Source organism: Acinetobacter sp. ACIN00229 (assembly GCF_016106645.1).
Taxonomy (GTDB): domain Bacteria; phylum Pseudomonadota; class Gammaproteobacteria; order Pseudomonadales; family Moraxellaceae; genus Acinetobacter; species Acinetobacter oleivorans.
Genome location: NZ_JADWOM010000009.1, coordinates 115,337 through 136,928 on the forward strand (window position 1 = coordinate 115,337; position 21,592 = coordinate 136,928).

Genomic DNA, 21,592 nt, shown 5'->3' on the forward strand with positions numbered 1-21,592 from the left:
TATCAACAAAGAGCTCTTTCCGGAGGGCTTTTTATAAAGAGGGTATAAGTTTCACTAATTAATGGCGAATTAGCGTTGAATAAGCTGTCATAATTGTTAAAATGCCCACCTTGTCCTGTTTTTATATTGTTTTTGTTTTGCATTCATTTTGCAAGATTGAAGATAAAGTAATTGAAAACAGAAGCTTAGCTAAGGATTTTTGAATGCTCTCTATTTATTTAACAGATACCCAACAACATGTGCAATTTAATGATTATCCCGGTGATCAGCCTGTTAAGTTTCTGTTAAATCTTAAAAAGATTTTCCCAAGTACAGGTGACCTGTTATTGCCAGTTTTACCTGATGATAATGATTTAGAAAATGTAACATGGGAATCAACTTCAGAAGATTTTGATGTCTTTAAAAAGCTCTTGGCTGGATGGGGTGTTATTGAACTCCGTTTAAATGCAATTACGGCTTATAAAGATAAAAACTTTGCGAATGAGTTAGTGAAACAAGCTCAAGCGAAACGTAAGAAAACAGCACAAAAAAATCATCAGCTCTCTTTGGTTGCACTTGATTATATTTTTATGCACGAAGTTCACGCATTGATTGATGCGGAATTGGTCACTATTGGTGAGAAATTTTATTTACCAACTTTGCGTGAGCAATGGAAGGGTATAGTTTCAGATCCAGTGCTCAATGGAAAATTCTAATTAAACACAAAAGGTGAATTTATGAAAATTCACCTTTTTTATTTTTATAATTAAATTAATGCTTTATAACTTGATAATTGCTGGTACAAAAGTTTACAAGAAAAGAATGCGTTTTTTCTAAAGTGGCAGATACATTGCTTATATAAATACAAAATTATTGCGGGAGAGAGGTTCGAAAGAACCCGCCGAAGGAGCAACAAGCCCGGAAACTCTCAGGCAGAAGGACTGTAATAATTAAAAAATCTGGAGAGAAGCTTAGATTTATAAGAATTGAAAATAATAACTTATAAATTATAAACTCACCGAAGGGGAAGATCTAAACGTTAAAAGGTAACGTTGGGGTCGAAACTCTCAGGTACCAATGACAGATGGGCTGTACTGATGAAATGTTTTGCATTTCTGAGGAGTCTGTTATGCCACATGTTATTGTGATAGGTGCGGGAATCACAGGGGTTACCTCTGCTTATGAATTGTCGCAACTGGGTTATAAAGTCACAGTGATTGATCGACATCTATATCCTGCAATGGAAACATCATTTGCCAATGGAGGGCAATTATCGGCTTGTAATGCCGAGGTATGGAACCAAAAAGCCACTGTAGTTAAAGGCTTTAAGTGGATGAGACAAAAAGATGCACCGCTACTGCTGAATCCTTCATTTAGTTTGCATAAATATAGCTGGCTAGTTGAGTTTTTATCCCATATTAAAAACTATGAAGCAAACACGATTGAGACGGTCCGTTTGGCATTACTTGCTCGTAAGCGTTTATTTGAGGTTGCTGAAAAAGAGCAGCTCGAGTTTGATTTGGAGAAACGTGGAATTCTCCATATGTATCATAGTAAGGCTGACTACGAGATTGCTAAACAAGTGAACAATGTATTGAACAAAGGTACATTAGAGCGCTATTCAGTTTCACCTGATGAGATGAAAACCATAGAACCATCATTAACAGGTGAATATTTTGGTGGTTATTACACACCAAGTGATGCAACGGGGGATATTCATAAATATTCAACCTCTTTGGCTGAAAAGACTAAACAATACGGTGTTGAGTATAAATTTGGTTTGGAAGTTACAGATATTAAGTGTCATCCAGACAAAGTGATCGTAAGTTGTCAGCCAAGTGCAGAGCATCCTTATCTTGTTGAATCAGATAGCATCCAAATCGAAGGTGATGTGCTTGTAGTTTGCGGTGGTGTAGGAAGTTATCAACTCGCCGATATGATTGGAGAGCGAGTAAATGTCTACCCAGTAAAAGGTTATTCAATTACTGTGCAATTAAAAGATGAGCAAAGTGTAAAGAATGCACCGTGGGTTAGTTTACTAGATGAGAGTGCTAAAATTGTGACTTCTCGTTTAGGTAAAGATCGGTTGCGCGTGGCGGGAACTGCTGAATTTAATGGTTACAACCGCGATATACGGGCTGATCGTATTCAACCTTTGGTAAATTGGGTAAACCGTAACTTTGATATTTCAACTGAGCATGTCGTACCTTGGGCAGGGTTAAGACCAATGATGCCTAATATGCTGCCTGTGGTGAAGCAATCTAAACAACCTCGTATTTTTTACAATACAGGGCATGGGCATTTAGGGTGGACTTTGTCTGCGGCAACCGCGGTTTTAGTGGGTCAGGATATTGCTCAAAAATATCCGATCTAAAAAGTAAAAAGCCAGTGTGCAAACACTGGCTTTTTACTTAAAGCACTAATCATATAATCGGTAGATTCCGCTGAAACGCTCACAGCCTTTTTGCTGGGTTTTCACATTAAGTAAAGCTTTTTGAAAATTAAACTGATATTTACAGTTATGCTCATTGTCTAAGATTTCATTTTTTTGTTCAGGTGAACTATAGGCCATCAAAGAAATCGTTTGAGTTTCTTTACGGTTATTTGGATTTCGGTATGCTATTCCTTCAATCTTGATTTTATCCTTTTCGAGCTGATGGACCTGAATGTGAACAGGCTGTGCTGCTAGATGTCCATTCTCAAACTTAAGATAATGTTGGGTAAGCGTTTGCTTAAGTGATGCATAAAAATTTAGGTCGTCAGTACGTAAATCAAACTGTTGTTGAAAGCATGAATTACTCTTGCATTGCTGAGTATGTTTAGACCATAACTTTTGTGTATCCTGTAAAAGCTGTAAGGGAGCATCAGTAACTAAATATGCAGAAAGATATTTATTATTGAGTTGCGTTCTCGATTCACTAAATGTTTTTGAACAGATTTTAAGCTCAGCTCCATGATTGGAACAGTCTATTGGTTCTGCAAAAACATGAGATGAACATAAACAACTCAGTGTCACGGCAAAACTTAATCTTTTCAATTGATTCATATCAGTATTAGACAGCATGATCGCTTATACTTTCAGTCTACTTTGCTAGGTGTACTATAGCGAAACAGAAAGGCTGAATACAAGATTTCTTAAGTTTTTATGGAAGGTAATAGTTATATGGTTGCTCAAATTCGCATTGGACAAGGAATGGATGTACATGCCTTTGAAGAGGGGAACTTCGTTACATTGGCTGGCATTCAAATTCCGCATACGCATGGCTTGAAAGCGCATTCTGATGGCGATGTTGTACTCCATGCCTTGTGTGATGCTTTGTTAGGTACTTTGGCACTGGGAGATATAGGGCAACATTTTCCTGACACTGACCCAGAATTTAAGGGTGCGGACAGCCGAGTACTATTAAAGCATGTTTATCAGTTAATCTTAGATCGCGGTTATCAGTTAAATAATGCGGATATTACAGTGGCTTGTGAGCGTCCAAAATTAGCTAAATATAATTTGGAAATGCGTCAAAGTATTGCTGATGTTTTAAATGTAGATGTTAATCAAATCAGTATTAAAGCAACGACAACCGAAAAACTTGGGTTTACCGGTCGTCAAGAAGGGATTTTAGCTACAGCAACTGTTTTAGTCTCTCATCACACCAAGTGATCAGCTTGTTGTAAAGACTGCTGAAGCTCAAGAGTTGCCTTACGGCCTTGTAGCTGTAAGGTAATACTATGAATAAGCCCTGTCCAAGTTTCATTGGGTTCCCAAATTTCATGAAGTAAATCTTGAGAAGTAGGCATATCCATATTCATATAAAACTGTCTATAGACATACATCAGGCAGCTAGAGCGATCGTTTTTAGAACAGTGAATCCAGACAATTTCATTCTGGACTAAATGATCAATAAGATCGAGTACCAATAAACATTGCTCAGCCGATGGAGTTTCCCAGTCAATTGGAATATGGATGTAATTTAAACCGAGGTCTAAACAAATACGATCTTCATTTTCAATATGATTTGGTGCGTTACTTAAAGCGAGATTAATGACGGTACTACAACCATATTCTTTAATTAGTTTCAGTTGTTCAGCAGAAGGCTGTGCTGAACTAAATAAATGTTCATGAATAATTGAAAATGCGGGAATTTGAGATAATGATTGTTCAAGGGTAGTCATGATCGCACTCTACGAGAGTAGGCTTAGCTTATTGTGTAGAATGTTATACACGATTCTAGGGAATAGTTGAAATACAGCCTGCTTATATATTCGACAACGTTATCAAAACTTTAAAAATAATTAACTGGAAAAGTACAAGTTTTATAAAATAAAAAAACAGCATCATAAAGATGCTGTTTTTTTGTCTAAATAATTATGATTTTAGATTTTCATTCAATAAAAATTCTACTAAAGCTTTTTGAGCATGAAGACGATTTTCTGCTTCATCCCATACCACTGCATTTTTATGATCAAGCATAGTTTCAGAAATTTCTTCGCCACGATGAGCAGGTAAGCAGTGCATGAATAAACATTCAGGATGAGCAAGTCCCATTAATTTTTCATTGACTTGAAAAGCTGCAAAAGCTCTTTCACGAAGCTTCTGTTCTTCTTCTTGTCCCATGCTTGCCCATACATCTGTCACAATGAGGTCAGCATTTACGGCAGCATCTTCTGCGTTGTCAAAAACTTCCACACAATGACCAAACTCTGCTAAAAATTCAGGTTTAGGCTCATATCCTTTCGGTGATGCAATTTTAAGTTTAAAGCCCATCATGTGTGCAGCTTCAATATATGAGTTACACATATTATTGCCATCACCAATCCAAGCAACGGTTTTACCTTTAATGCTACCGCGGTGTTCATTATAAGTCTGTAAATCTGCAAGTAACTGACAAGGATGATGGTCATCTGTCAAACCGTTAATCACAGGAACTTTTGAATACGATGCAAAACGTTCAACAATGTCATGACCAAAAGTACGAATCATCACAATATCAAGCATACTAGAAATTACACGTGCTGAGTCTTCAATTGGTTCGCCGCGGCCTAATTGTGTGTCTCGAGGTGATAGGAAAATCGCGCTACCACCAAATTGGTTAATGCCTGCTTCAAAAGAGATACGAGTACGCGTGCTTGATTTCTCAAAAATCATTCCCAATACTTTACCAACAAAAGGTTGATATACCTTATTGTCATGCTGCATTTTTTTAAGTTCGCTTGCGCGTTCTAAAATGCGATTAAGTTCTAGAGTGGATAGATCACGTAAAGTCAGGAAATGTCTTAGAGCCATGTAGCTACTCCATAATAATCGTTATGAAATACAACAATTATCTGTTGTTGGCTGGGGTGGAGGTGGGAAAAAAGAAGTCTACTATACTATAAGCATTTTAAAATGCAAAAGAATTAGACTTTATGATGGCCCTTTAAGAAAATATCTACGCAATATTCAATATAATCAGTGGCTTCCTGCTCATCTGGTAGGGCTGGCATACCCATAATCATGCGCCATTCAATATCGCGCAAAATCCCAAAATACATGAGTGAAGAATAATAAGGAGAAGGGCATGTAATTTCGCCTGATTTGTCTGCAAATTCTAATGCTTGGGTAAGTGTATTCTGTAAATTATGTACCCATTTGTCATATAGATATTGTATGAGGACCGTATTACACTCAGTCTGTTCAATAATGAGTCGCAAAAATGCAACATGTTCGGGTTGAATGATGTGAACATAAACACGATTGAGCGTTTGAATTAAGTATTCTCTTAAAGTAGTTTTCTCTGGTTGAAATGGAATGCAAACGTCTTTAAAAAACATTTCACGTTTATAGTCGCAAATAGCAGTAAAAAGTCCTTCTTTATTACCAAAATATTTATAGATAGAAGTTTTTGAACCTCCTGCATGGTTAACAATGTCATCAAGAGAAACAGCATCATATCCTTTATCCAAAAACAGCTCGGTTGCACTTAGCAATAGAGCTAGGCGACGTTCTATACCTCTGCGTGTTTGTGGTTTTTCACATACTGAATGATGTGGGTCAAGGACGGAATCATGCATAAAATTTCATAACAACAGTTAACTTTACTTATTTAGTATAGCAAAACTATCTTTAAGGATGGTCATCGCTATTTTTTTAGATCATCTGCTGAACAGTAAATAGATATTTAAAAAAATAAAAGAATAGAAAATATAAGCTTAGAGTGAATTTTGAAATGATTTAATGATGTAACCTGATGTTCAATTTTAAATTGAATAAAAAATCTAATCAAAATAAAAGCGGCTAAGAATGTCTTAGCCGCTTTTATTTTAGATGCTAAGCTTTTTAGGGTTCGGTTTGACTAACCTTATGTTCATCTTCTTCATCATCGTCAGCAGAATCCATTCCAAGTTCTTTTAACTTGCGAGTTAAGGTGTTGCGTCCCCAACCTAGTAATTCTGCTGCATGGCGTTTGCGTCCACGTGTTTGTTGTAAAGCAGCGTTAATTAAGGTGCGTTCAAACATTGGTGTAGCAATATCCAAAATCTTCATTTCACCATTCTTAAGCTTTTGAATTGCCCATTGATTTAGTAACTCATCCCAATGGTGTAGAGAAATGCGTTCAAATGAAGGAGCAGGTTGCCCAGAGTCACTATTCTTTTGCAATGGAACTTGTTTAAGTTCAGAAGGTAAATCTTCTGGATAAACTTCACGTCCAGTGATCATCACAGTTAACCAGCGGCACGTGTTTTCAAGTTGTCGAACATTACCGGGCCACGGTAACTGTTGCATATAGTCCGTTGTTTCAGTACGTAAGATTTTTGGACTCACGCCAAGTTCTTTACCGGCACGTGCAAGAAAATGCTGAGCCAGCATTGGTATATCTTCGCTACGATGAGCAAGTTTAGGAATATGAATACGAATTACATTTAAACGGTGATATAAGTCTTCACGGAATCGGCCTTCATTCACCAGTTTTTCTAAGTCCTGATGTGTTGCTGCCACAATTCGAACATCAACTTTAACTGGAATATGTCCACCTACACGATAAAATTCACCGTCGGCGAGCACACGAAGTAGTCGGGTCTGTGTTTCAAATGGCATGTCGCCAATTTCATCAAGGAATAGAGTTCCACCATTTGCTTGCTCAAAACGGCCTTGATGTTGAGTGTTTGCACCTGTAAATGCACCTTTCTCATGACCAAATAACTCGGTTTCAATCAAGTCTTTTGGAATTGCCGCCATATTTAAGGCAATAAAAGGCTTTGCACGGCGTGGTGAGTGCTTGTGTAAAGCATGCGCAACTAATTCTTTACCTGTACCAGATTCACCATTAATTAAAACAGTAATATGAGATTGAGATAAACGACCAATAGCGCGGAAAACTTCCTGCATGGCAGGAGATTCACCAATAATTTCTGTTGATTGAAGTGGTGAAGCTGTTTTTGTAGCTTCTTGTTGTTGTAGTTTATTGATATGCAGAATTGCACGATTGACTAAGGCTAAAGCTTCATCAATATCAAAAGGTTTTGGTAAATACTCAAATGCACCTGTTTGATAACTTGATACAGCGGACTCTAAGTCAGAATGTGCTGTCATAATAATGACAGGTAAATCCGGATGAGTGTTTTTGACTTTAGATAAAAAAGTTAAACCATCAATTCCAGGCATTCGGATGTCAGTTAAGATGACATCGGGAGCATCATGATGCAAACGTTCAAGCGCAGTTTGAGCTTCTTCAAAATTGGTAACGTCAAAGCCTTCTTCTTTAAAGGTCTTTTCCAATACCCATCGCATGGCGCGATCATCATCAATAACCCATATTTTATTTCGCGACACGGTCTGACTCCCAAGGTAAATATAAGCTAAAAATAGTTTTTCCAGGAACAGATTGGCATTCAATCATTCCGTTATGTTGATGCATAATATTCTGTGCAATACTCAGGCCAAGCCCAGTACCTTTTGCTCGTCCAGTAACCAATGGGTAAAATACGGACTCTAAAATACTCTCAGGTATACCTGGCCCATTGTCTTCAATATCAACCCGCACGGTAGATCGATTCAGCACACCATTAATTGTGACAAGTCGTTGTATGCGAGTACGTAGAATTAGCTCTGGTTCGTGATCTATAAAGAATGCTTTATTCTCTGTTATGGCCTGAATTGCATTTACACTAATGTTGAGCATGACTTGGATTAACTGATCACGATCGGCATTCACATCAGGTAAAGACAAATCATAGTCACGTATAATTTTAATTTTTTTCTTTGTCTGGTTCGCAATAAGAGAGCGTACTCGTTCTAAAGGTTCGTGCACGTTAACATTTTCATAGCTTGGTAATTGTCTAGAACCCAACATGGTGTCAGCCAAATTAGTCAAACGATCCACTTCATTAATGATGACATCGGTGAATTCAGCATAAGTCTTATCATTTAAACTACGAGCGAGTAACTGGGTTGCTCCTCGAATACCTGCAAGTGGATTTTTAATTTCATGCGCCACACCACGCACAAGCTGCCTAGCGACCTGATGTTGTTGAACAAGATTTTCTTCCTTTGAAATCTTTAACATGCGATCAATTGGGTTGAGCTCAATCAACAATAATGGATGATAGCTTTTACCGGCATTTAATTGAGAGACTGTGTAATCCACATGTAGATCTTTGAAGTTAACATTAATGACAGCTTCTCGACGTGTATAAGGTTGTCCGGTTTTTATGGTATTCAATAAAGCTTCATGTGTATTAAAAGTATCATCTGGCGCATGAAGTAAATTTAAAACAGGCTGTCCTGAAGCACGGAGCAAACTAATGTCAAATAGTGCTTCGCAGGCTGAATTTAAATAAAAAATATTCAAGTTACTATCGATTAATAAAATCGCAGTAGTTAAATTGTCTACCAATAGGCGATAGTCGATAGGGTTGTGTTGATCCATTAGCGAATCGTTCCTGTCTTAAAATAGCGCAATGGCATCTTCATTGATTATCGGATTTTCACCGTTATAGAACATGAACGATGCAAAATATACGCCAACTTTGTTTATGGATTATTTTAAAGTTTTAAGGTACTTAAAAACGCGCTGAAATCGTTCTTTATATCTTTTGATCAAAACAAATAGCTTTAGTCTAGATAATAACATGATCTAAATTGGTGCAAAGGTGAGTTTTGGTGCAAATGTTGGTTGTATTTTGGTGCATTACACAAAGAGTAGGCTTTCCACCTATGCTTGAGACAAGAAAAGACATACAATACGCGCATTCAAGTGGAGCGCAGATTCATGAAGACCCCCAAAGTCGGTTTTGTTTCTTTAGGTTGTCCTAAGGCATTGGTAGATTCTGAACGAATTTTAACTCAGTTAAAGACTGAAGGTTATCAAGTTGCATCAGATTATGATGGTGCTGATTTAGTAGTTGTTAATACCTGTGGTTTTATTGAATCTGCGGTACAAGAGTCGCTAGATGCAATTGGCGAGGCCATGAGTGAAAATGGTCGAGTAATCGTTACAGGATGCTTAGGTAAAGACGAAGATAAAATTCGTCAAATGCATCCGAACGTTTTAAAGGTTACTGGTGCGGCAGCTTATCAAGATGTAATGGAAGCTGTACATGAATATGTACCAGCACCACCTAAACATAATCCGTTTATTGATTTGGTTCCTGAACAGGGAATTCGCTTAACACCAAAGCATTATGCCTATTTAAAAATATCTGAAGGATGCAACCATCGTTGTACCTTCTGTATTATCCCAAGTATGCGTGGTGACTTGGTTTCTCGTCCAGTTGGTAGTGTATTGGAAGAAGCTGCAGCACTTAAAAGAGCGGGTGTTAAAGAAATCTTGGTTATTTCTCAAGATACATCAGCTTATGGCGTAGACACCAAGTACAAACTTGACTTCTGGAATGGTCAGCCTGTTAAGACAAAATTCTTCGATATGTGTGAAGCACTAGGCCAATTGGGCATCTGGGTGCGTCTACACTATGTATACCCATATCCACATGTTGATGCAGTTATCGATTTAATGGCTCAGGGAAAAATCCTGCCATATCTTGATATTCCTTTCCAACATGCAAGCCCACGCGTTCTTAAATTAATGAAGCGTCCGGCACATAGTGAAAATACACTAGAAAAAATTAAGTTGTGGCGTGAAAAATGCCCTGATCTTGTGATCCGTTCTACTTTTGTGGTTGGTTTTCCAGGCGAAACTGAAGAAGACTTCCAGATTTTGTTAGATTGGTTAGTTGAAGCTCAACTTGATCGCGTAGGCTGCTTTACCTATTCACCAGTAGAAGGCGCTACGGCAAATGATTTACCCGATCATGTGCCAGAAGAAATTAAGCAAGAGCGTTACGAGCGCTTTATGCAAGTGCAGCAGCAAATATCTGCTGCCAAATTGCAAAAACGTATTGGTCAAACGATGACTGTATTAGTCGATGGTTTAGAAGACGAATATCCTGTTGCCGTTGCACGTTCTTATGCCGATGCTCCGGAAATTGACGGTAATGTGTTTGTAGAAGATATCGATAAGAGCACTATTCAACCGGGCGATATATTGGAAGTCGAAATTACCGATGCAGATGAATACGATTTATTTGCAAAGTTAATTAAAATTAAATCGGTTTAATCAAAATATATTTAAAGAGCATTCAGTTTAAGAGGTTTTGGAGCAAAGTCATGGCGGAAACAATTAGCCCACGTTATTCACGTATTCTATTAAAATTATCTGGTGAGGCATTATCAGGTAATAAAGATATGGGTATTGATGCCCAAGTTTTAGATCATATGTCACTTTCAATTGCGCACTTGGTTGGTTTAGGTGTGCAAGTGGGTATCGTTGTGGGTGGCGGTAATTTGTACCGTGGTAGTCAGTTGCAAAAAGATGGCTTGGTTGGCCGTGTAACAGGCGATCAAATGGGTATGCTTGCAACTGTGATGAATGGCTTAGCTATGCGTGATGCTCTAGTTCGTCGTAATATCAGAACTCGTCTTATGTCTGCATTACCAATTGGTACAGTGGTAGAGTCTTATTCAAGTCGTGATGCGATTCGTCATTTGAGTCAAGGTGAAGTTTGTGTTTTCGTTGCGGGTACAGGAAATCCATTTTTCACGACGGATACAGCAGCATGTTTACGCGGTATTGAAATTGAAGCGAATTTGATTTTAAAAGCGACTAAAGTTGATGGCGTTTATAATAAAGATCCAAGTAAATATGATGATGCTGTTAAATACGATCATTTAACTTTTGACCAAGTATTAGATGAAAAGCTTGGTGTTATGGATTTGACTGCTATTTGCTTATGTCGTGACCATAATGTGCCATTGCAAGTTTTTGATATGAATAAATCAGGTGCATTATTGTCAGTAGTAATGGGTGAAAAAGAAGGAACGCGCGTTACTAAGTAATGTACGTGTTACCGAAAGCTCTTTATACTAGCGCTAAATTAAATTTGTTAAATATATCTTTGAATAAATAAGTAAGGTAGATCATATGATTAACGATCTGAAAAAAGACAGCGAACAGCGTATGTTAAAAACTCTAGAGTCTTTAGAACTCGGGTTTGCTAAAGTTCGTACCGGCCGTGCACACCCATCAATCTTAAATGGTGTGATGGTTCCTTACTACGGTTCTGATGTGCCATTAAATCAAGTAGCAAACGTGGGTATTGAAGACTCTCGTACACTTATTGTTCAGCCATTTGAGCGTACAATGGTTTCAGCTATTGATAAGGCAATCCGTGAAAGTGATCTTGGTTTAAACCCGATTACAGCAGATGCAATTCGTGTACCTTTACCAGCATTAACTGAAGAAACACGTCGTGATATGCAAAAAGTTGCGCGTAATGAAGCTGAAAATGCAAAAGTTGCGATTCGTAATATTCGTCGTGATGTATTAGGTGATATCAAAGCATTGTTGAAAGAAAAAGAGATTTCTGAAGATGATGAGCGCCGTGCAGGTGACGATATTCAGAAAATTACTGACAAATATGTTGCAGAAGTAGACAAGCGTCTTGCAGCGAAAGAAGCAGAATTGATGAAGGTCTAATTTTATGACCGATTCTGAAGAGTATCATCTTCCCAAGCATGTTGCCATCATTATGGATGGCAACAACCGCTTTGCAAAAAAAAATCAAATGCAAAAAGGTGATGGGCATCGGGAAGGTAAAAATGTTCTTGATCCTATCGTTGAACATTGTAAAAAAACTGGTATTCGTGCTTTAACTGTTTTTGCATTTTCAAGTGAAAATTGGAATCGACCACAGTATGAAGTCGATCTGCTTATGAAGCTTCTGGAAGAAAGTATTCATGAGCAAATACCTCGCATGAAGAAATTTAATATTGCTTTGCGTTTTATCGGTGATCGTTCTCGATTATCCTCACACTTAGTTGCCTTAATGGAAGATGCAGAGCAACAGACAGCACATCATGACACTATGACCTTAACCATTGCAATAAGCTATGGTGGGATGTGGGACATTGCTAATGCAGCAAAACAGGTTGCAGAGGCCGTTTCCCGTGGTGAATTTAGTGCTGATCAAATAAATGTTGATTTGTTCGAAAAATATGTCAGTCTAAACGATCTGCCAGCTGTGGACTTGCTAATCCGCACAGGCGGAGATTATCGCATATCTAATTTCTTGTTGTGGCAAGCAGCTTATGCGGAACTGTATTTTACCGAAGCGTTATGGCCAGAATTTACAGTAAAAGAGTTCGATCATGCATTGAATGTTTTTTCAGGGCGTGAACGTCGTTTTGGCAAAACATCTGAACAAATTCAGCAAGAGAAAATAGAGAATTTATAATGTTAGAGCGGATTGTTACCGCATTGGTACTTGTTGCAGTTGTTTTAGGCTGTATGTTTGCTACGCAATCACATTATCCAATGTTGGTTCTTATGATTGTGGCAGCAGGGGTAGCGGGGTATGAGTGGTATAAATTAATGCCTCGCGAAACTGCAAATGCTGTAAAACCTAAAGCTTGGTGTTACGGTCTGCTTGTTGCATTTGTTTCAGGTGTCGCCCTATTTTTCCATGATATTGCATTACTTTTGTGGTCTGCTTCAATTTTGACTTGGATTGTCAGTGTATATTGGGTTAAGTCATTTCCTGAATTTGATGGTTGGTATAATGCAACCTTGTATGTGATTGGCATAATTTTAGTCTGCGCTGCGGTAACATCAATTTTTGTAGTATGGCAAAGTTCACCATGGTGGTTAATGTATCTGTTCTTGCTTGTATGGGGCGCGGATAGTGGTGCTTACTTTGTTGGTCGTAAATTTGGAAAAAGAAAACTAGCTCCGACTGTAAGTCCTAATAAATCAGTAGAAGGTTTGTACGGTGGTATTATTACAACCGTAGTAATAATGGTGGTTGTGCAATATCATTATTTAAATTTAACTTTAATTCAGCAAATTCTGTTTCTTATATTGTCGTTAATTACGGTATTTGGTTCAGTTTTAGGTGACTTATTCGAATCAATGATTAAACGTCGTGCCGGTATTAAAGATTCTGGTCGTGTTTTACCAGGTCATGGTGGTGTGTTAGATCGTATTGATTCTTTACTTGCAGCAGCCCCGATTTTTGCAACGGGAATGTATATATTAAAACTTATTGGTGTAGATTTATAGATGACACAATCTGTTTGCATATTAGGTGTAACCGGTTCCATTGGTCAAAGTACCTTAAAAATTTTAAATCAACATCCTGATAAGTATTCAGTGTTTGCGGTTTCAGCTCATAGTCGAATTTCTGAGTTGGTTGAAATTTGCAAACATTTCCAACCAAAAGTTGTGGTCGTTCCTGAGCAGAAAGTTGCCGAATTAACAGCTCTATTTGCATATAATAAATTACAAAATATTGAAATTTTGGTTGGTGAGAAAGGCCTGATAAGCATTGCTTCACATCCAGATGTTGATGTTGTTATGGCTGCAATTGTTGGTGCTGCAGGTTTGTTGCCAACTCTAGCTGCTGTGAAAGCTGGTAAACGCGTATTGCTTGCTAATAAAGAAGCTTTGGTTATGTCTGGTGAAATCATGATGCAAGCAGCACGTGATCATCAGGCGTTGTTATTGCCAGTTGATTCAGAACATAATGCTATTTTTCAGTCACTACCTCATAATTATTTAGAAGCTGAAAGAAATGGACAACCGCAACAGGGTGTATCAAGAATCTTATTGACCGCTTCAGGTGGACCATTTTTAAACCATTCGTTAGAACAATTAGAAAAAGTTACTCCTGCACAGGCTTGTAAGCATCCCAACTGGTCTATGGGACAGAAAATCTCAGTTGACTCAGCTACTCTTATGAATAAAGGGTTGGAGTTGATCGAGGCATGTCATTTGTTTTCAATATCTGAACATTTTGTTACAGTTGTTGTTCATCCACAAAGTATTATTCATTCTATGGTGCAATATGTGGATGGTTCAACGTTGGCGCAAATGGGTAACCCAGATATGTGTACGCCAATTGCGCATGCTTTAGCATGGCCTGAGCGTTTACAGACGAGTGTTCCTGCTTTAGATTTGTTTGAATATTCTCAACTTAATTTCCAAGCACCAGATATTCAGAAATTCCCAGCACTTGATTTGGCTCGTCAGGCAATGCGTGCGGGAGGTTTGGCACCTACTATTTTAAATGCTGCAAATGAAGTTGCTGTTGCTGCATTTCTAAAGGAACAAATTGGATTTACAAATATCCCACAAGTGGTAGAGCATACTTTGCAAAAATTGGAAAATTCAGTTGCTGAAAATATTGAGTGTATTTTAGCTAAAGATGAAATAGCACGACATGTAGCACAGCAATATATATCAAGTATAGGAGGCTGAAATGAGTGCATTATTTATGATTGCAGCAGCGGCTCTTTTACTTGGTCCTTTAATTGCAATTCATGAGTTCGGTCATTATTGGGTAGCACGAAAACTAGGTGTTAAAGTTTTAGTGTATTCGATTGGTTTTGGACCTACATTACTCAAGTGGACATCAAAAAAATCTGGCATCAAATATCAACTTTCAGCTTTACCATTGGGCGGCTATGTAAAAATGCTTGATGAGCGTGAAGGTAATGTTGCAGAGCAAGATTTACCTTATGCATTTAACCGCCAAAAGCCATGGAAACGTATGGCAATTGTTGCAGCTGGTCCATTAATTAATCTGATTTTTGGTGTTTTACTTTTCTGGATCTTGTTTTTACCAGCACAAGAACAACTGAACACTAGGGTCGGTAAAGTTATACCAAACTCACCAGCAGCAACTGCACAAATGCAAGTCGGTGACAAGATTATTGCTGTTGATGGAAAAGAAACGCAAACTTGGGAAAAGCTTAACTTTGCTTTAATTGATCGTGTAGGTGAAACTGGCAGTGTAAATGTTGATGTGGACCGCGCAGGTACTGAAAAGAATATTGTTTTACCAATTAAAGACTTCTTAAAAAACCAGAATGAATCAGCTTTAGATGTGTTAGGTTTTTTACCATATCGCCCTGTTATTCCTGCTGTTGTTACTGAATTGACTCAAGATGGAGCTGCAATTCGTCAAGGAATGAAAGTAGGTGATCGTATTGTTTCAATTAATGGTCAAGCAATGAAAGACTGGTTTGATGTTGTCGAGGTCGTACAACATTCTCCAGAAAAATTACTCAATATTGATGTGTTGCGTAATAATCAATTAGTCCATTTGCAAGTTATGCCTCAAGGGAAACGAGATAACATGGGGCAAGTGAGTGGTGTTTTGGGTGTGAAAAGCGATGCAGGAAAAATTACAATTCCTGACGAATATAAGCAAACAATTCAATATACTCCAATACAAGCTTTAGAGATGTCACTAGATAAAACTGGTCAAATCTCTAGCATGATATTGAGTTCGATTGTAAAAATGGTTAAGGGTTTAATTGGTTTAGAGAATCTTTCTGGACCAATTACAATCGCGAAAGTAGCGGGACAAAGTGCAGAAATGGGATGGCAGACTTTTATCTCATTTATGGCTTTAATGAGTGTAAGTCTTGGAATTTTAAATTTATTGCCAATTCCAATGCTAGATGGTGGACATCTCGTTTATTACATTATTGAAGCTATTCGTGGTAAGCCTGTTTCTGAACAAATACAAATGTTTGGTCTAAAAATTGGTATGGTACTGCTCGGTAGTATGATGCTTTTAGCTTTATTTAACGATTTTATGCGTTTGTAAACGTATATGGATTTATAACTTACTGGAAAAACTGGCATGCGGCACACACATTTTTTAATGCCTTTGGCACTTGTTAGCGCTATGGCAGCGGTACAACAAGCATATGCAGCTGATGATTTCGTCGTTCGAGATATTCGTGTAGATGGTTTGGTCCGTCTTACTCCTGCAAATGTTTCTACCATGTTGCCAATCAACAGTGGCGATCGCGTTAATGAACCGATGATCGCAGAAGCAATTCGAACATTGTATGCCACTGGACTTTTTGACGATATTAAAGCATCAAGAGACAACGATACTTTAGTTTTTAATGTCGTAGAGCGCCCAATTATTTCAAAACTTGAATTTAAGGGTAACAAACTTATTCCTAAGGAGGCTTTAGAGCAAGGTCTCAAAAAAATGGGCATTGCTGAAGGCGAAGTTTTTAAGAAGTCAGCTTTACAAACAATTGAAACTGAATTAGAGCAGCAATATACCCAGCAAGGCCGTTATGATGCTGATGTAACTATTGATACGATAGCTCGTCCTAATAACCGGGTTGAACTTAAATTAAATTTTAATGAAGGTACTGCGGCTAAAGTTTTTAATATCAATATTATTGGTAATACTGTTTTTAAAGACAGTGAAATTAAACAAGCCTTTGCAGTTAAAGAAAGCGGTTGGGCTTCAATCGTAACTCGGAATGACCGTTATGCTAGAGAGAAAATGGCGGCGAGCCTTGAAGCTTTGCGTGCGATGTATCTGAATAAAGGTTATATCAATTTTCATATCAATAACTCACAGCTTAATATTAGTGAAGATAAGAAGAACATCTTTATTGAAGTTGCTGTAGAGGAAGGTAGTCAATTTAAATTTGGACAAACCAAATTTTTAGGTGATGCACTTTATAAACCTGAAGAGTTACAAGCTTTAAAAATCTATAAAGATGGTGACACTTATTCGCAAGAAAAAGTAAATGCCGTTAAGCAATTATTATTGCGTAAATACGGTAATGCTGGTTATTACTTTGCAGATGTGAATGTTGTTCCACAAATTAATAATGATACAGGTGTTGTTGACTTAAATTACTATGTAAATCCAGGTCAGCAAGTTACTGTGCGTCGTATTAATTTTACAGGTAACAGTAAAACTGCCGATGAAGTATTACGTCGTGAAATGCGTCAAATGGAAGGCGCTTTGGCGAGTAATGAAAAAATTGATTTGTCTAAGGTTCGTTTAGAGCGTACAGGATTCTTCAAAACTGTTGATATTAAGCCAGCTCGTATTCCAAATTCACCAGATCAGGTGGATTTAAACGTAAATGTTGAAGAGCAACACTCGGGAACTACAACATTAGCGGTAGGTTACTCACAAAGTGGTGGTATCACATTCCAGGCAGGTTTGAGTCAAACTAACTTTATGGGAACGGGTAACCGTGTTTCGATCGATTTATCTCGTTCTGAAACTCAAGATTACTATAACTTAAGTGTTACAGACCCTTACTTCACAATTGATGGGGTAAGTCGCGGTTACAACGTTTACTATCGTAAAACGAAACTAAATGATGACTATAACGTTAATAACTATGTTACCGATAGTTTTGGTGGCAGTTTAAGTTTTGGTTATCCAATTGATGAAAACCAAAGTTTAAGTGCTTCGGTGGGTGTTGATAATACTAAAGTAACGACTGGTCCTTATGTCTCTACATATGTCCGTGATTACTTGAAGGCAAATGGTGGGAAAACCACTTCTACAAGTACCTATTGTCTTGTTGATCTTGTTCAAGATAAAGAAACAGGACTGTATAATTGTCCAGATGGCCAAACTTCTGAGCCTTATGGGAGTGCATTTGAAGGAGAGTTCTTTACTTATAACTTAAATTTAGGTTGGTCATATAACACATTAAACCGTCCAATTTTCCCAACCTCAGGCATGTCACATCGTATAGGTTTGGAAATTGGTTTACCTGGTAGTGATGTTGACTATCAAAAAGCAACTTATGATGCTCAGGCATTCTTTCCTATTGGTAGCACAGGTTTTGTACTTCGTGGCTATGGTAAGTTGGGTTATGGTAATGATTTACCTTTCTATAAAAACTTCTATGCAGGGGGGTATGGTTCTGTTCGTGGTTACGATAGCAGTACTTTGGGGCCGAAATATTCAAGTGTGAATTTGCAAGAAGAAGGTAAAAATGACTCTTCTCCAGAAGAAGTAGGTGGTAATGCTCTAGTACAGTTTGGTACAGAGTTAGCATTGCCATTACCTTTCAAAGGAGATTGGACTCGACAAGTACGCCCAGTTCTTTTTGCTGAAGGTGGTCAGGTATTTGATACCAAGTGTGACGTTGGTTCTTATTCTATGATTATGAATGGTCAGCAAATTGCCAATGCTAAAAAATACTGTGAAGATAATTATGGCTTTGACTTAGGTAATATGCGTTATAGCGTAGGTGTTGGTTTCACATGGATCACTATGATTGGACCATTATCTCTTAGCTATGCCTTCCCTCTAAATGATAAGCCTGGTGATGAAACTAAAGAGATCCAGTTTGAAATCGGTCGTACTTTCTAAGTACGACTTGACTAAACATGTAATAAGGACACAAATTTAAATGAAAAAATTAAATATATTAATGTTAGGACTAGGTTTGACAGTTTCTGCCATGACTAATGCTGCTGGTTATGGTGTCATTGATCTTGCTAAAGTTGTTGAAAGCAGTGCTTATTTGAAACAACAAAACGCAAGTTTAAATCAATCAGTTAAGCCAACCACAACTCGTCTTGAGCAGTTAGGTAAAGAATTAGAAGGTCTTCAACGTCAAGCCCAAACTCAAGGGCAAAAAATGAAAGAAGATGATATCAAAAAGCTTCAGGCGCAATATCAAACAAAACTCAATGAATTTAATTCTACTCAACAAGGTTTGCAGTCAAAAGTTCAAACTAGTTTGCAAGGAATGAACTCAACTTTTGAGACTCGTGTGAAGCAAGCAGCTGAACAATTACGAAAAGAAAATAATCTTGACTTCATTTTGAATAAAAATTCAACTGTTGCCTATGACGCTAAATATGATTTAACTGATAAAATGATACAAAAGGTTAATTCAATGAAATAAATTAATGAAAGTGCAACATTATCGTTTAGATGAACTAGCTCACCTAGTAAATGGTGAGCTAGTAGGTACGGGTAGTCTTCAATTTATAAACTTAGCAAGTTTAGAAAATGCTGAAACTCATCAAATTACTTTCGTGAATGGCGAAAAGTATATTGATCAAGCAAAGGCTAGCCGTGCGGGTGCGTACATTGTTACAAACCTTATTAAAGAACAGCTTCCTGACAAACAAAATTTTATTATTGTTGATAATCCATATTTAGCATTTGCCATACTTACGCATGTTTTCGATAAAAAAATCACATCGGTAGGTATAGAAAGTACTGCTCAAATTCATCCTTCTGCAATCATTTCTGAAACAGCATATATTGGTCATTATGTCGTCATTGGCGAAAATTGTGTGGTTGGTGATAACACAATTATTCAGTCCCATACTCGACTGGATGATAAGGTGGAAGTTGGAAAAGATTGTTTTATTGATGCTCATGTCACTATTACTGGTGAATCTAAATTATTTGATCGTGTGCGAGTTCATGCAAGCACTGTAATTGGTAGTGAAGGTTTTGGCTTTGCGCCATACCAAGGAAAGTGGCATCGTATTGCTCAATTGGGTTCAGTTATTATTGGTAATGATGTTCGCATTGGTTCAAATTGTAGTATTGATCGAGGTGCACTCGACAACACCATTTTGGAAGATGGGGTAATTATTGATAACCTTGTGCAAATCGCGCATAACGTTCATATTGGTTCAAATACAGCTATCGCTGCTAAATGCGGAATTGCTGGTAGTGTTAAAATTGGCAAAAACTGTATTCTAGCTGGGGCTTGCGGTGTATCAGGCCACCTTTCTATTACCGATAATGTGACTTTGACCGGAATGTCAATGGTCACAAAAAATATTTCTGAACCTGGTACTTACTCTTCGGGAATTGGATTATTTGAAAATAGCCATTGGAAAAAGACAATTGTACGCTTGCGACAATTAGCAGATGTGCCATTGACCCAAATCACTAAACGACTTGATCATATACAAGCTCAAATAGAGTCTCTTGAATCAACCTTTAATTTGCGTAAATAGAATATTATGACCGAGTCAACTACACCTAAATTTGCCATCCCTGAATTACCAATGCAGATTCAAACGATTCGTCAATATTTGCCGCATCGTTATCCTTTCTTATTGGTTGATCGTGTGACTGAAGTTACTGACAATAGTATTGTTGGTTATAAAAATGTTTCTATCAATGAAGAGTTTCTACAGGGACATTTCCCAGAATATCCAATTATGCCTGGTGTTCTAATTGTAGAAGCATTAGCTCAAGTTTCAGGTGTTCTAGGGTTTATTATGAACAATGAAACGCCAAAACCTGGTTCTTTATTCCTTTTTGCTGGTGCGGAAAGAGTTAGATTTAAAAAACAAGTAGTTGCTGGTGACCAACTTGTATTAAAATCTGAATTAGTAATGCAAAAACGCGGTATCTACAAATATAATTGTACGGCTACCGTGGATGGTATTGTAGCAACAACCGCTGAAATTATGATTTCACACCAAAAAACAGAGCAGGCATGAGCAATCACGACTTAATTCATTCTACGGCCATTATTGATCCATCTGCAGTGATTGCTCCAGATGTCCAGATAGGACCTTATTGCGTTATCGGTCCAAATGTGACGATTGGTGCGGGTACGAAACTTCATTCTCATGTAGTAGTGGGTGGTTTTACCAAAATTGGTCAAAATAATGAGATTTTCCAGTTCGCAAGTGTTGGTGAGGTTTGCCAAGATTTGAAATATCAAGGTGAAGAAACCTGGTTAGAGATTGGTGATCATAATTTAATTCGTGAACATTGCAGTTTACATAGAGGAACTGTGCAAGATAATGCTTTAACTAAAATAGGAAGTCATAACCTATTGATGGTTAATACACATATTGCACATGATTGTATTGTTGGTGATCACAATATCTTCGCGAATAATGTTGGTGTTGCTGGGCACGTACACATAGGTGATCACATCATCATTGGTGGTAATTCTGGCATTCATCAATTCTGTAAAATTGATTCTTACAGTATGGTGGGTGGAGCCTCACTAATTTTAAAAGATGTGCCAGCTTACGTTATGGCTTCTGGTAATCCAGCTCATGCATTCGGTATTAATATCGAAGGAATGCGTAGAAAGGGTTGGTCTAAGAATACAATTCAAGGTCTCAGAGAGGCTTATAAATTAATTTTTAAATCAGGTCTTACTTCTGTTCAAGCTGTTGAGCAGATTAAAAATGATATTCTTCCGAATGTTCCTGAAGCTCAATTACTAATTGACTCTGTTGAACAGTCAGAACGTGGTATTGTGCGTTAAGAAAATATATTAAAAAAAAGACACTGCATTTTG

General features: G+C 37.6%; 21 protein-coding genes and 1 riboswitch. Of the genes, 15 read left to right on the plus strand and 6 right to left on the minus strand.

The window, feature by feature from the left end:
* Positions 1-203 precede the first annotated feature (203 nt).
* Both I7H67_RS10295 and I7H67_RS10300 read left to right on the plus strand, forming a co-directional pair.
* On the plus strand, positions 204-695 hold the full coding sequence (locus I7H67_RS10295) for a hypothetical protein (protein WP_009390283.1): 492 nt from the start codon (positions 204-206) through the stop codon (positions 693-695).
* Positions 696-845: 150 nt separating this feature from the next.
* Positions 846-933, plus strand: a riboswitch (glycine riboswitch).
* A gap of 175 nt (positions 934-1,108) precedes the next feature.
* Positions 1,109-2,353, plus strand: coding sequence for a D-amino acid dehydrogenase (locus I7H67_RS10300; protein WP_005306291.1), 1,245 nt, complete (start codon positions 1,109-1,111; stop codon positions 2,351-2,353).
* Positions 2,354-2,398: 45 nt separating this feature from the next.
* Here I7H67_RS10300 and I7H67_RS10305 read toward each other — a convergent pair whose 3' ends face one another.
* Positions 2,399-3,043, minus strand: coding sequence for a hypothetical protein (locus I7H67_RS10305; protein ID WP_198307780.1), 645 nt, complete (start codon positions 3,041-3,043; stop codon positions 2,399-2,401).
* Between the two features lie 99 nt (positions 3,044-3,142).
* On the opposite strand from I7H67_RS10305, the gene ispF reads away from it, so the two are divergent.
* Positions 3,143-3,634: a 2-C-methyl-D-erythritol 2,4-cyclodiphosphate synthase gene (gene ispF / locus I7H67_RS10310; protein WP_198307781.1), complete on the plus strand. Its 492-nt coding sequence runs from the start codon at positions 3,143-3,145 to the stop codon at positions 3,632-3,634.
* Here ispF and I7H67_RS10315 read toward each other — a convergent pair.
* The 5 genes from I7H67_RS10315 to glnL all read right to left on the minus strand — a co-directional run bounded on the left by I7H67_RS10315 (position 3,622) and on the right by glnL (position 8,879).
* Positions 3,622-4,146, minus strand: a complete 525-nt coding sequence (locus I7H67_RS10315) for a protein tyrosine phosphatase family protein (RefSeq protein WP_004791839.1) — start codon at positions 4,144-4,146, stop codon at positions 3,622-3,624. The two genes, ispF and I7H67_RS10315, sit on opposite strands and share 13 nt — an antisense overlap.
* A 193-nt stretch (positions 4,147-4,339) precedes the next feature.
* Complete coding sequence (argF, locus tag I7H67_RS10320) at positions 4,340-5,257, minus strand: ornithine carbamoyltransferase (protein ID WP_005306284.1); 918 nt, start codon at positions 5,255-5,257, stop codon at positions 4,340-4,342.
* 113 nt (positions 5,258-5,370) lie between these two features.
* The gene (locus I7H67_RS10325) at positions 5,371-6,024 is read right to left on the minus strand and encodes a TetR/AcrR family transcriptional regulator (protein ID WP_192453979.1); all 654 of its coding nucleotides are present in this window, start codon (positions 6,022-6,024) and stop codon (positions 5,371-5,373) included.
* 265 nt (positions 6,025-6,289) lie between these two features.
* Positions 6,290-7,783, minus strand: coding sequence for a nitrogen regulation protein NR(I) (gene glnG, locus I7H67_RS10330; protein WP_198307782.1), 1,494 nt, complete (start codon positions 7,781-7,783; stop codon positions 6,290-6,292).
* Entirely contained in the window at positions 7,770-8,879 is a 1,110-nt protein-coding gene (glnL, locus tag I7H67_RS10335; RefSeq protein ID WP_004791847.1) for a nitrogen regulation protein NR(II), read from the minus strand. Before glnL ends, glnG begins: the two co-directional genes overlap by 14 nt.
* A 342-nt stretch (positions 8,880-9,221) precedes the next feature.
* On the opposite strand from glnL, the gene rimO reads away from it, so the two are divergent.
* The 12 genes from rimO to lpxA all read left to right on the plus strand — a co-directional run bounded on the left by rimO (position 9,222) and on the right by lpxA (position 21,559).
* A complete protein-coding gene (rimO, locus tag I7H67_RS10345; RefSeq protein WP_004791849.1) occupies positions 9,222-10,565 on the plus strand; it encodes a 30S ribosomal protein S12 methylthiotransferase RimO in 1,344 nt (447 codons plus the stop codon).
* 50 nt (positions 10,566-10,615) lie between these two features.
* Positions 10,616-11,344 (plus strand): UMP kinase, encoded by a 729-nt coding sequence (gene pyrH, locus I7H67_RS10350; protein ID WP_004791851.1) that lies wholly within the window; start codon positions 10,616-10,618, stop codon positions 11,342-11,344.
* 85 nt (positions 11,345-11,429) lie between these two features.
* Positions 11,430-11,984 carry a ribosome recycling factor gene (gene frr / locus I7H67_RS10355; protein ID WP_004791853.1) on the plus strand — a complete coding sequence of 185 codons (555 nt, stop codon included), beginning with the start codon at positions 11,430-11,432 and terminating at the stop codon, positions 11,982-11,984.
* A gap of 4 nt (positions 11,985-11,988) precedes the next feature.
* Positions 11,989-12,741, plus strand: a complete 753-nt coding sequence (uppS, locus tag I7H67_RS10360) for a polyprenyl diphosphate synthase (RefSeq protein WP_004791854.1) — start codon at positions 11,989-11,991, stop codon at positions 12,739-12,741.
* A complete protein-coding gene (locus I7H67_RS10365) occupies positions 12,741-13,565 on the plus strand; it encodes a phosphatidate cytidylyltransferase (RefSeq protein ID WP_004791856.1) in 825 nt (274 codons plus the stop codon). The genes uppS and I7H67_RS10365 overlap by 1 nt, the downstream gene beginning before the upstream one ends.
* Positions 13,566-14,762, plus strand: a complete 1,197-nt coding sequence (ispC, locus tag I7H67_RS10370; RefSeq protein WP_198307783.1) for a 1-deoxy-D-xylulose-5-phosphate reductoisomerase — start codon at positions 13,566-13,568, stop codon at positions 14,760-14,762. It begins immediately after the preceding gene.
* 1 nt (position 14,763) lies between these two features.
* Positions 14,764-16,119: an RIP metalloprotease RseP gene (gene rseP / locus I7H67_RS10375; RefSeq protein WP_198307784.1), complete on the plus strand. Its 1,356-nt coding sequence runs from the start codon at positions 14,764-14,766 to the stop codon at positions 16,117-16,119.
* Positions 16,120-16,155: 36 nt separating this feature from the next.
* Entirely contained in the window at positions 16,156-18,666 is a 2,511-nt protein-coding gene (gene bamA / locus I7H67_RS10380; RefSeq protein WP_198307785.1) for an outer membrane protein assembly factor BamA, read from the plus strand.
* 40 nt (positions 18,667-18,706) lie between these two features.
* On the plus strand, positions 18,707-19,207 hold the full coding sequence (locus tag I7H67_RS10385; protein WP_004643108.1) for an OmpH family outer membrane protein: 501 nt from the start codon (positions 18,707-18,709) through the stop codon (positions 19,205-19,207).
* A 4-nt stretch (positions 19,208-19,211) separates the two neighbouring features.
* Complete coding sequence (gene lpxD, locus I7H67_RS10390) at positions 19,212-20,282, plus strand: UDP-3-O-(3-hydroxymyristoyl)glucosamine N-acyltransferase (RefSeq protein WP_198307786.1); 1,071 nt, start codon at positions 19,212-19,214, stop codon at positions 20,280-20,282.
* Between the two features lie 6 nt (positions 20,283-20,288).
* Complete coding sequence (fabZ, locus tag I7H67_RS10395; RefSeq protein WP_003652176.1) at positions 20,289-20,774, plus strand: 3-hydroxyacyl-ACP dehydratase FabZ; 486 nt, start codon at positions 20,289-20,291, stop codon at positions 20,772-20,774.
* Complete coding sequence (lpxA, locus tag I7H67_RS10400) at positions 20,771-21,559, plus strand: acyl-ACP--UDP-N-acetylglucosamine O-acyltransferase (protein ID WP_003652175.1); 789 nt, start codon at positions 20,771-20,773, stop codon at positions 21,557-21,559. Before fabZ ends, lpxA begins: the two co-directional genes overlap by 4 nt.
* Positions 21,560-21,592: the final 33 nt, after the last annotated feature.

Excerpts from the sequence above, each read along its gene's own strand:
- I7H67_RS10295 (WP_009390283.1), top strand. The coding sequence starts at position 204 with ATGCTCTCTATTTATTTAACAGATACCCAACAACATGTGCAATTTAAT.
- I7H67_RS10300 (WP_005306291.1), top strand. The coding sequence starts at position 1,109 with ATGCCACATGTTATTGTGATAGGTGCGGGAATCACAGGGGTTACCTCT.
- I7H67_RS10305 (WP_198307780.1), bottom strand. The coding sequence starts at position 3,043 with ATGCTGTCTAATACTGATATGAATCAATTGAAAAGATTAAGTTTTGCC.
- ispF (WP_198307781.1), top strand. The coding sequence starts at position 3,143 with ATGGTTGCTCAAATTCGCATTGGACAAGGAATGGATGTACATGCCTTT.
- I7H67_RS10315 (WP_004791839.1), bottom strand. The coding sequence starts at position 4,146 with ATGACTACCCTTGAACAATCATTATCTCAAATTCCCGCATTTTCAATT.
- argF (WP_005306284.1), bottom strand. The coding sequence starts at position 5,257 with ATGGCTCTAAGACATTTCCTGACTTTACGTGATCTATCCACTCTAGAA.
- I7H67_RS10325 (WP_192453979.1), bottom strand. The coding sequence starts at position 6,024 with ATGCATGATTCCGTCCTTGACCCACATCATTCAGTATGTGAAAAACCA.
- glnL (WP_004791847.1), bottom strand. The coding sequence starts at position 8,879 with ATGGATCAACACAACCCTATCGACTATCGCCTATTGGTAGACAATTTA.
- rimO (WP_004791849.1), top strand. The coding sequence starts at position 9,222 with ATGAAGACCCCCAAAGTCGGTTTTGTTTCTTTAGGTTGTCCTAAGGCA.
- pyrH (WP_004791851.1), top strand. The coding sequence starts at position 10,616 with ATGGCGGAAACAATTAGCCCACGTTATTCACGTATTCTATTAAAATTA.
- frr (WP_004791853.1), top strand. The coding sequence starts at position 11,430 with ATGATTAACGATCTGAAAAAAGACAGCGAACAGCGTATGTTAAAAACT.
- uppS (WP_004791854.1), top strand. The coding sequence starts at position 11,989 with ATGACCGATTCTGAAGAGTATCATCTTCCCAAGCATGTTGCCATCATT.
- I7H67_RS10365 (WP_004791856.1), top strand. The coding sequence starts at position 12,741 with ATGTTAGAGCGGATTGTTACCGCATTGGTACTTGTTGCAGTTGTTTTA.
- ispC (WP_198307783.1), top strand. The coding sequence starts at position 13,566 with ATGACACAATCTGTTTGCATATTAGGTGTAACCGGTTCCATTGGTCAA.
- rseP (WP_198307784.1), top strand. The coding sequence starts at position 14,764 with ATGAGTGCATTATTTATGATTGCAGCAGCGGCTCTTTTACTTGGTCCT.
- bamA (WP_198307785.1), top strand. The coding sequence starts at position 16,156 with ATGCGGCACACACATTTTTTAATGCCTTTGGCACTTGTTAGCGCTATG.
- I7H67_RS10385 (WP_004643108.1), top strand. The coding sequence starts at position 18,707 with ATGAAAAAATTAAATATATTAATGTTAGGACTAGGTTTGACAGTTTCT.
- lpxD (WP_198307786.1), top strand. The coding sequence starts at position 19,212 with ATGAAAGTGCAACATTATCGTTTAGATGAACTAGCTCACCTAGTAAAT.
- fabZ (WP_003652176.1), top strand. The coding sequence starts at position 20,289 with ATGACCGAGTCAACTACACCTAAATTTGCCATCCCTGAATTACCAATG.
- lpxA (WP_003652175.1), top strand. The coding sequence starts at position 20,771 with ATGAGCAATCACGACTTAATTCATTCTACGGCCATTATTGATCCATCT.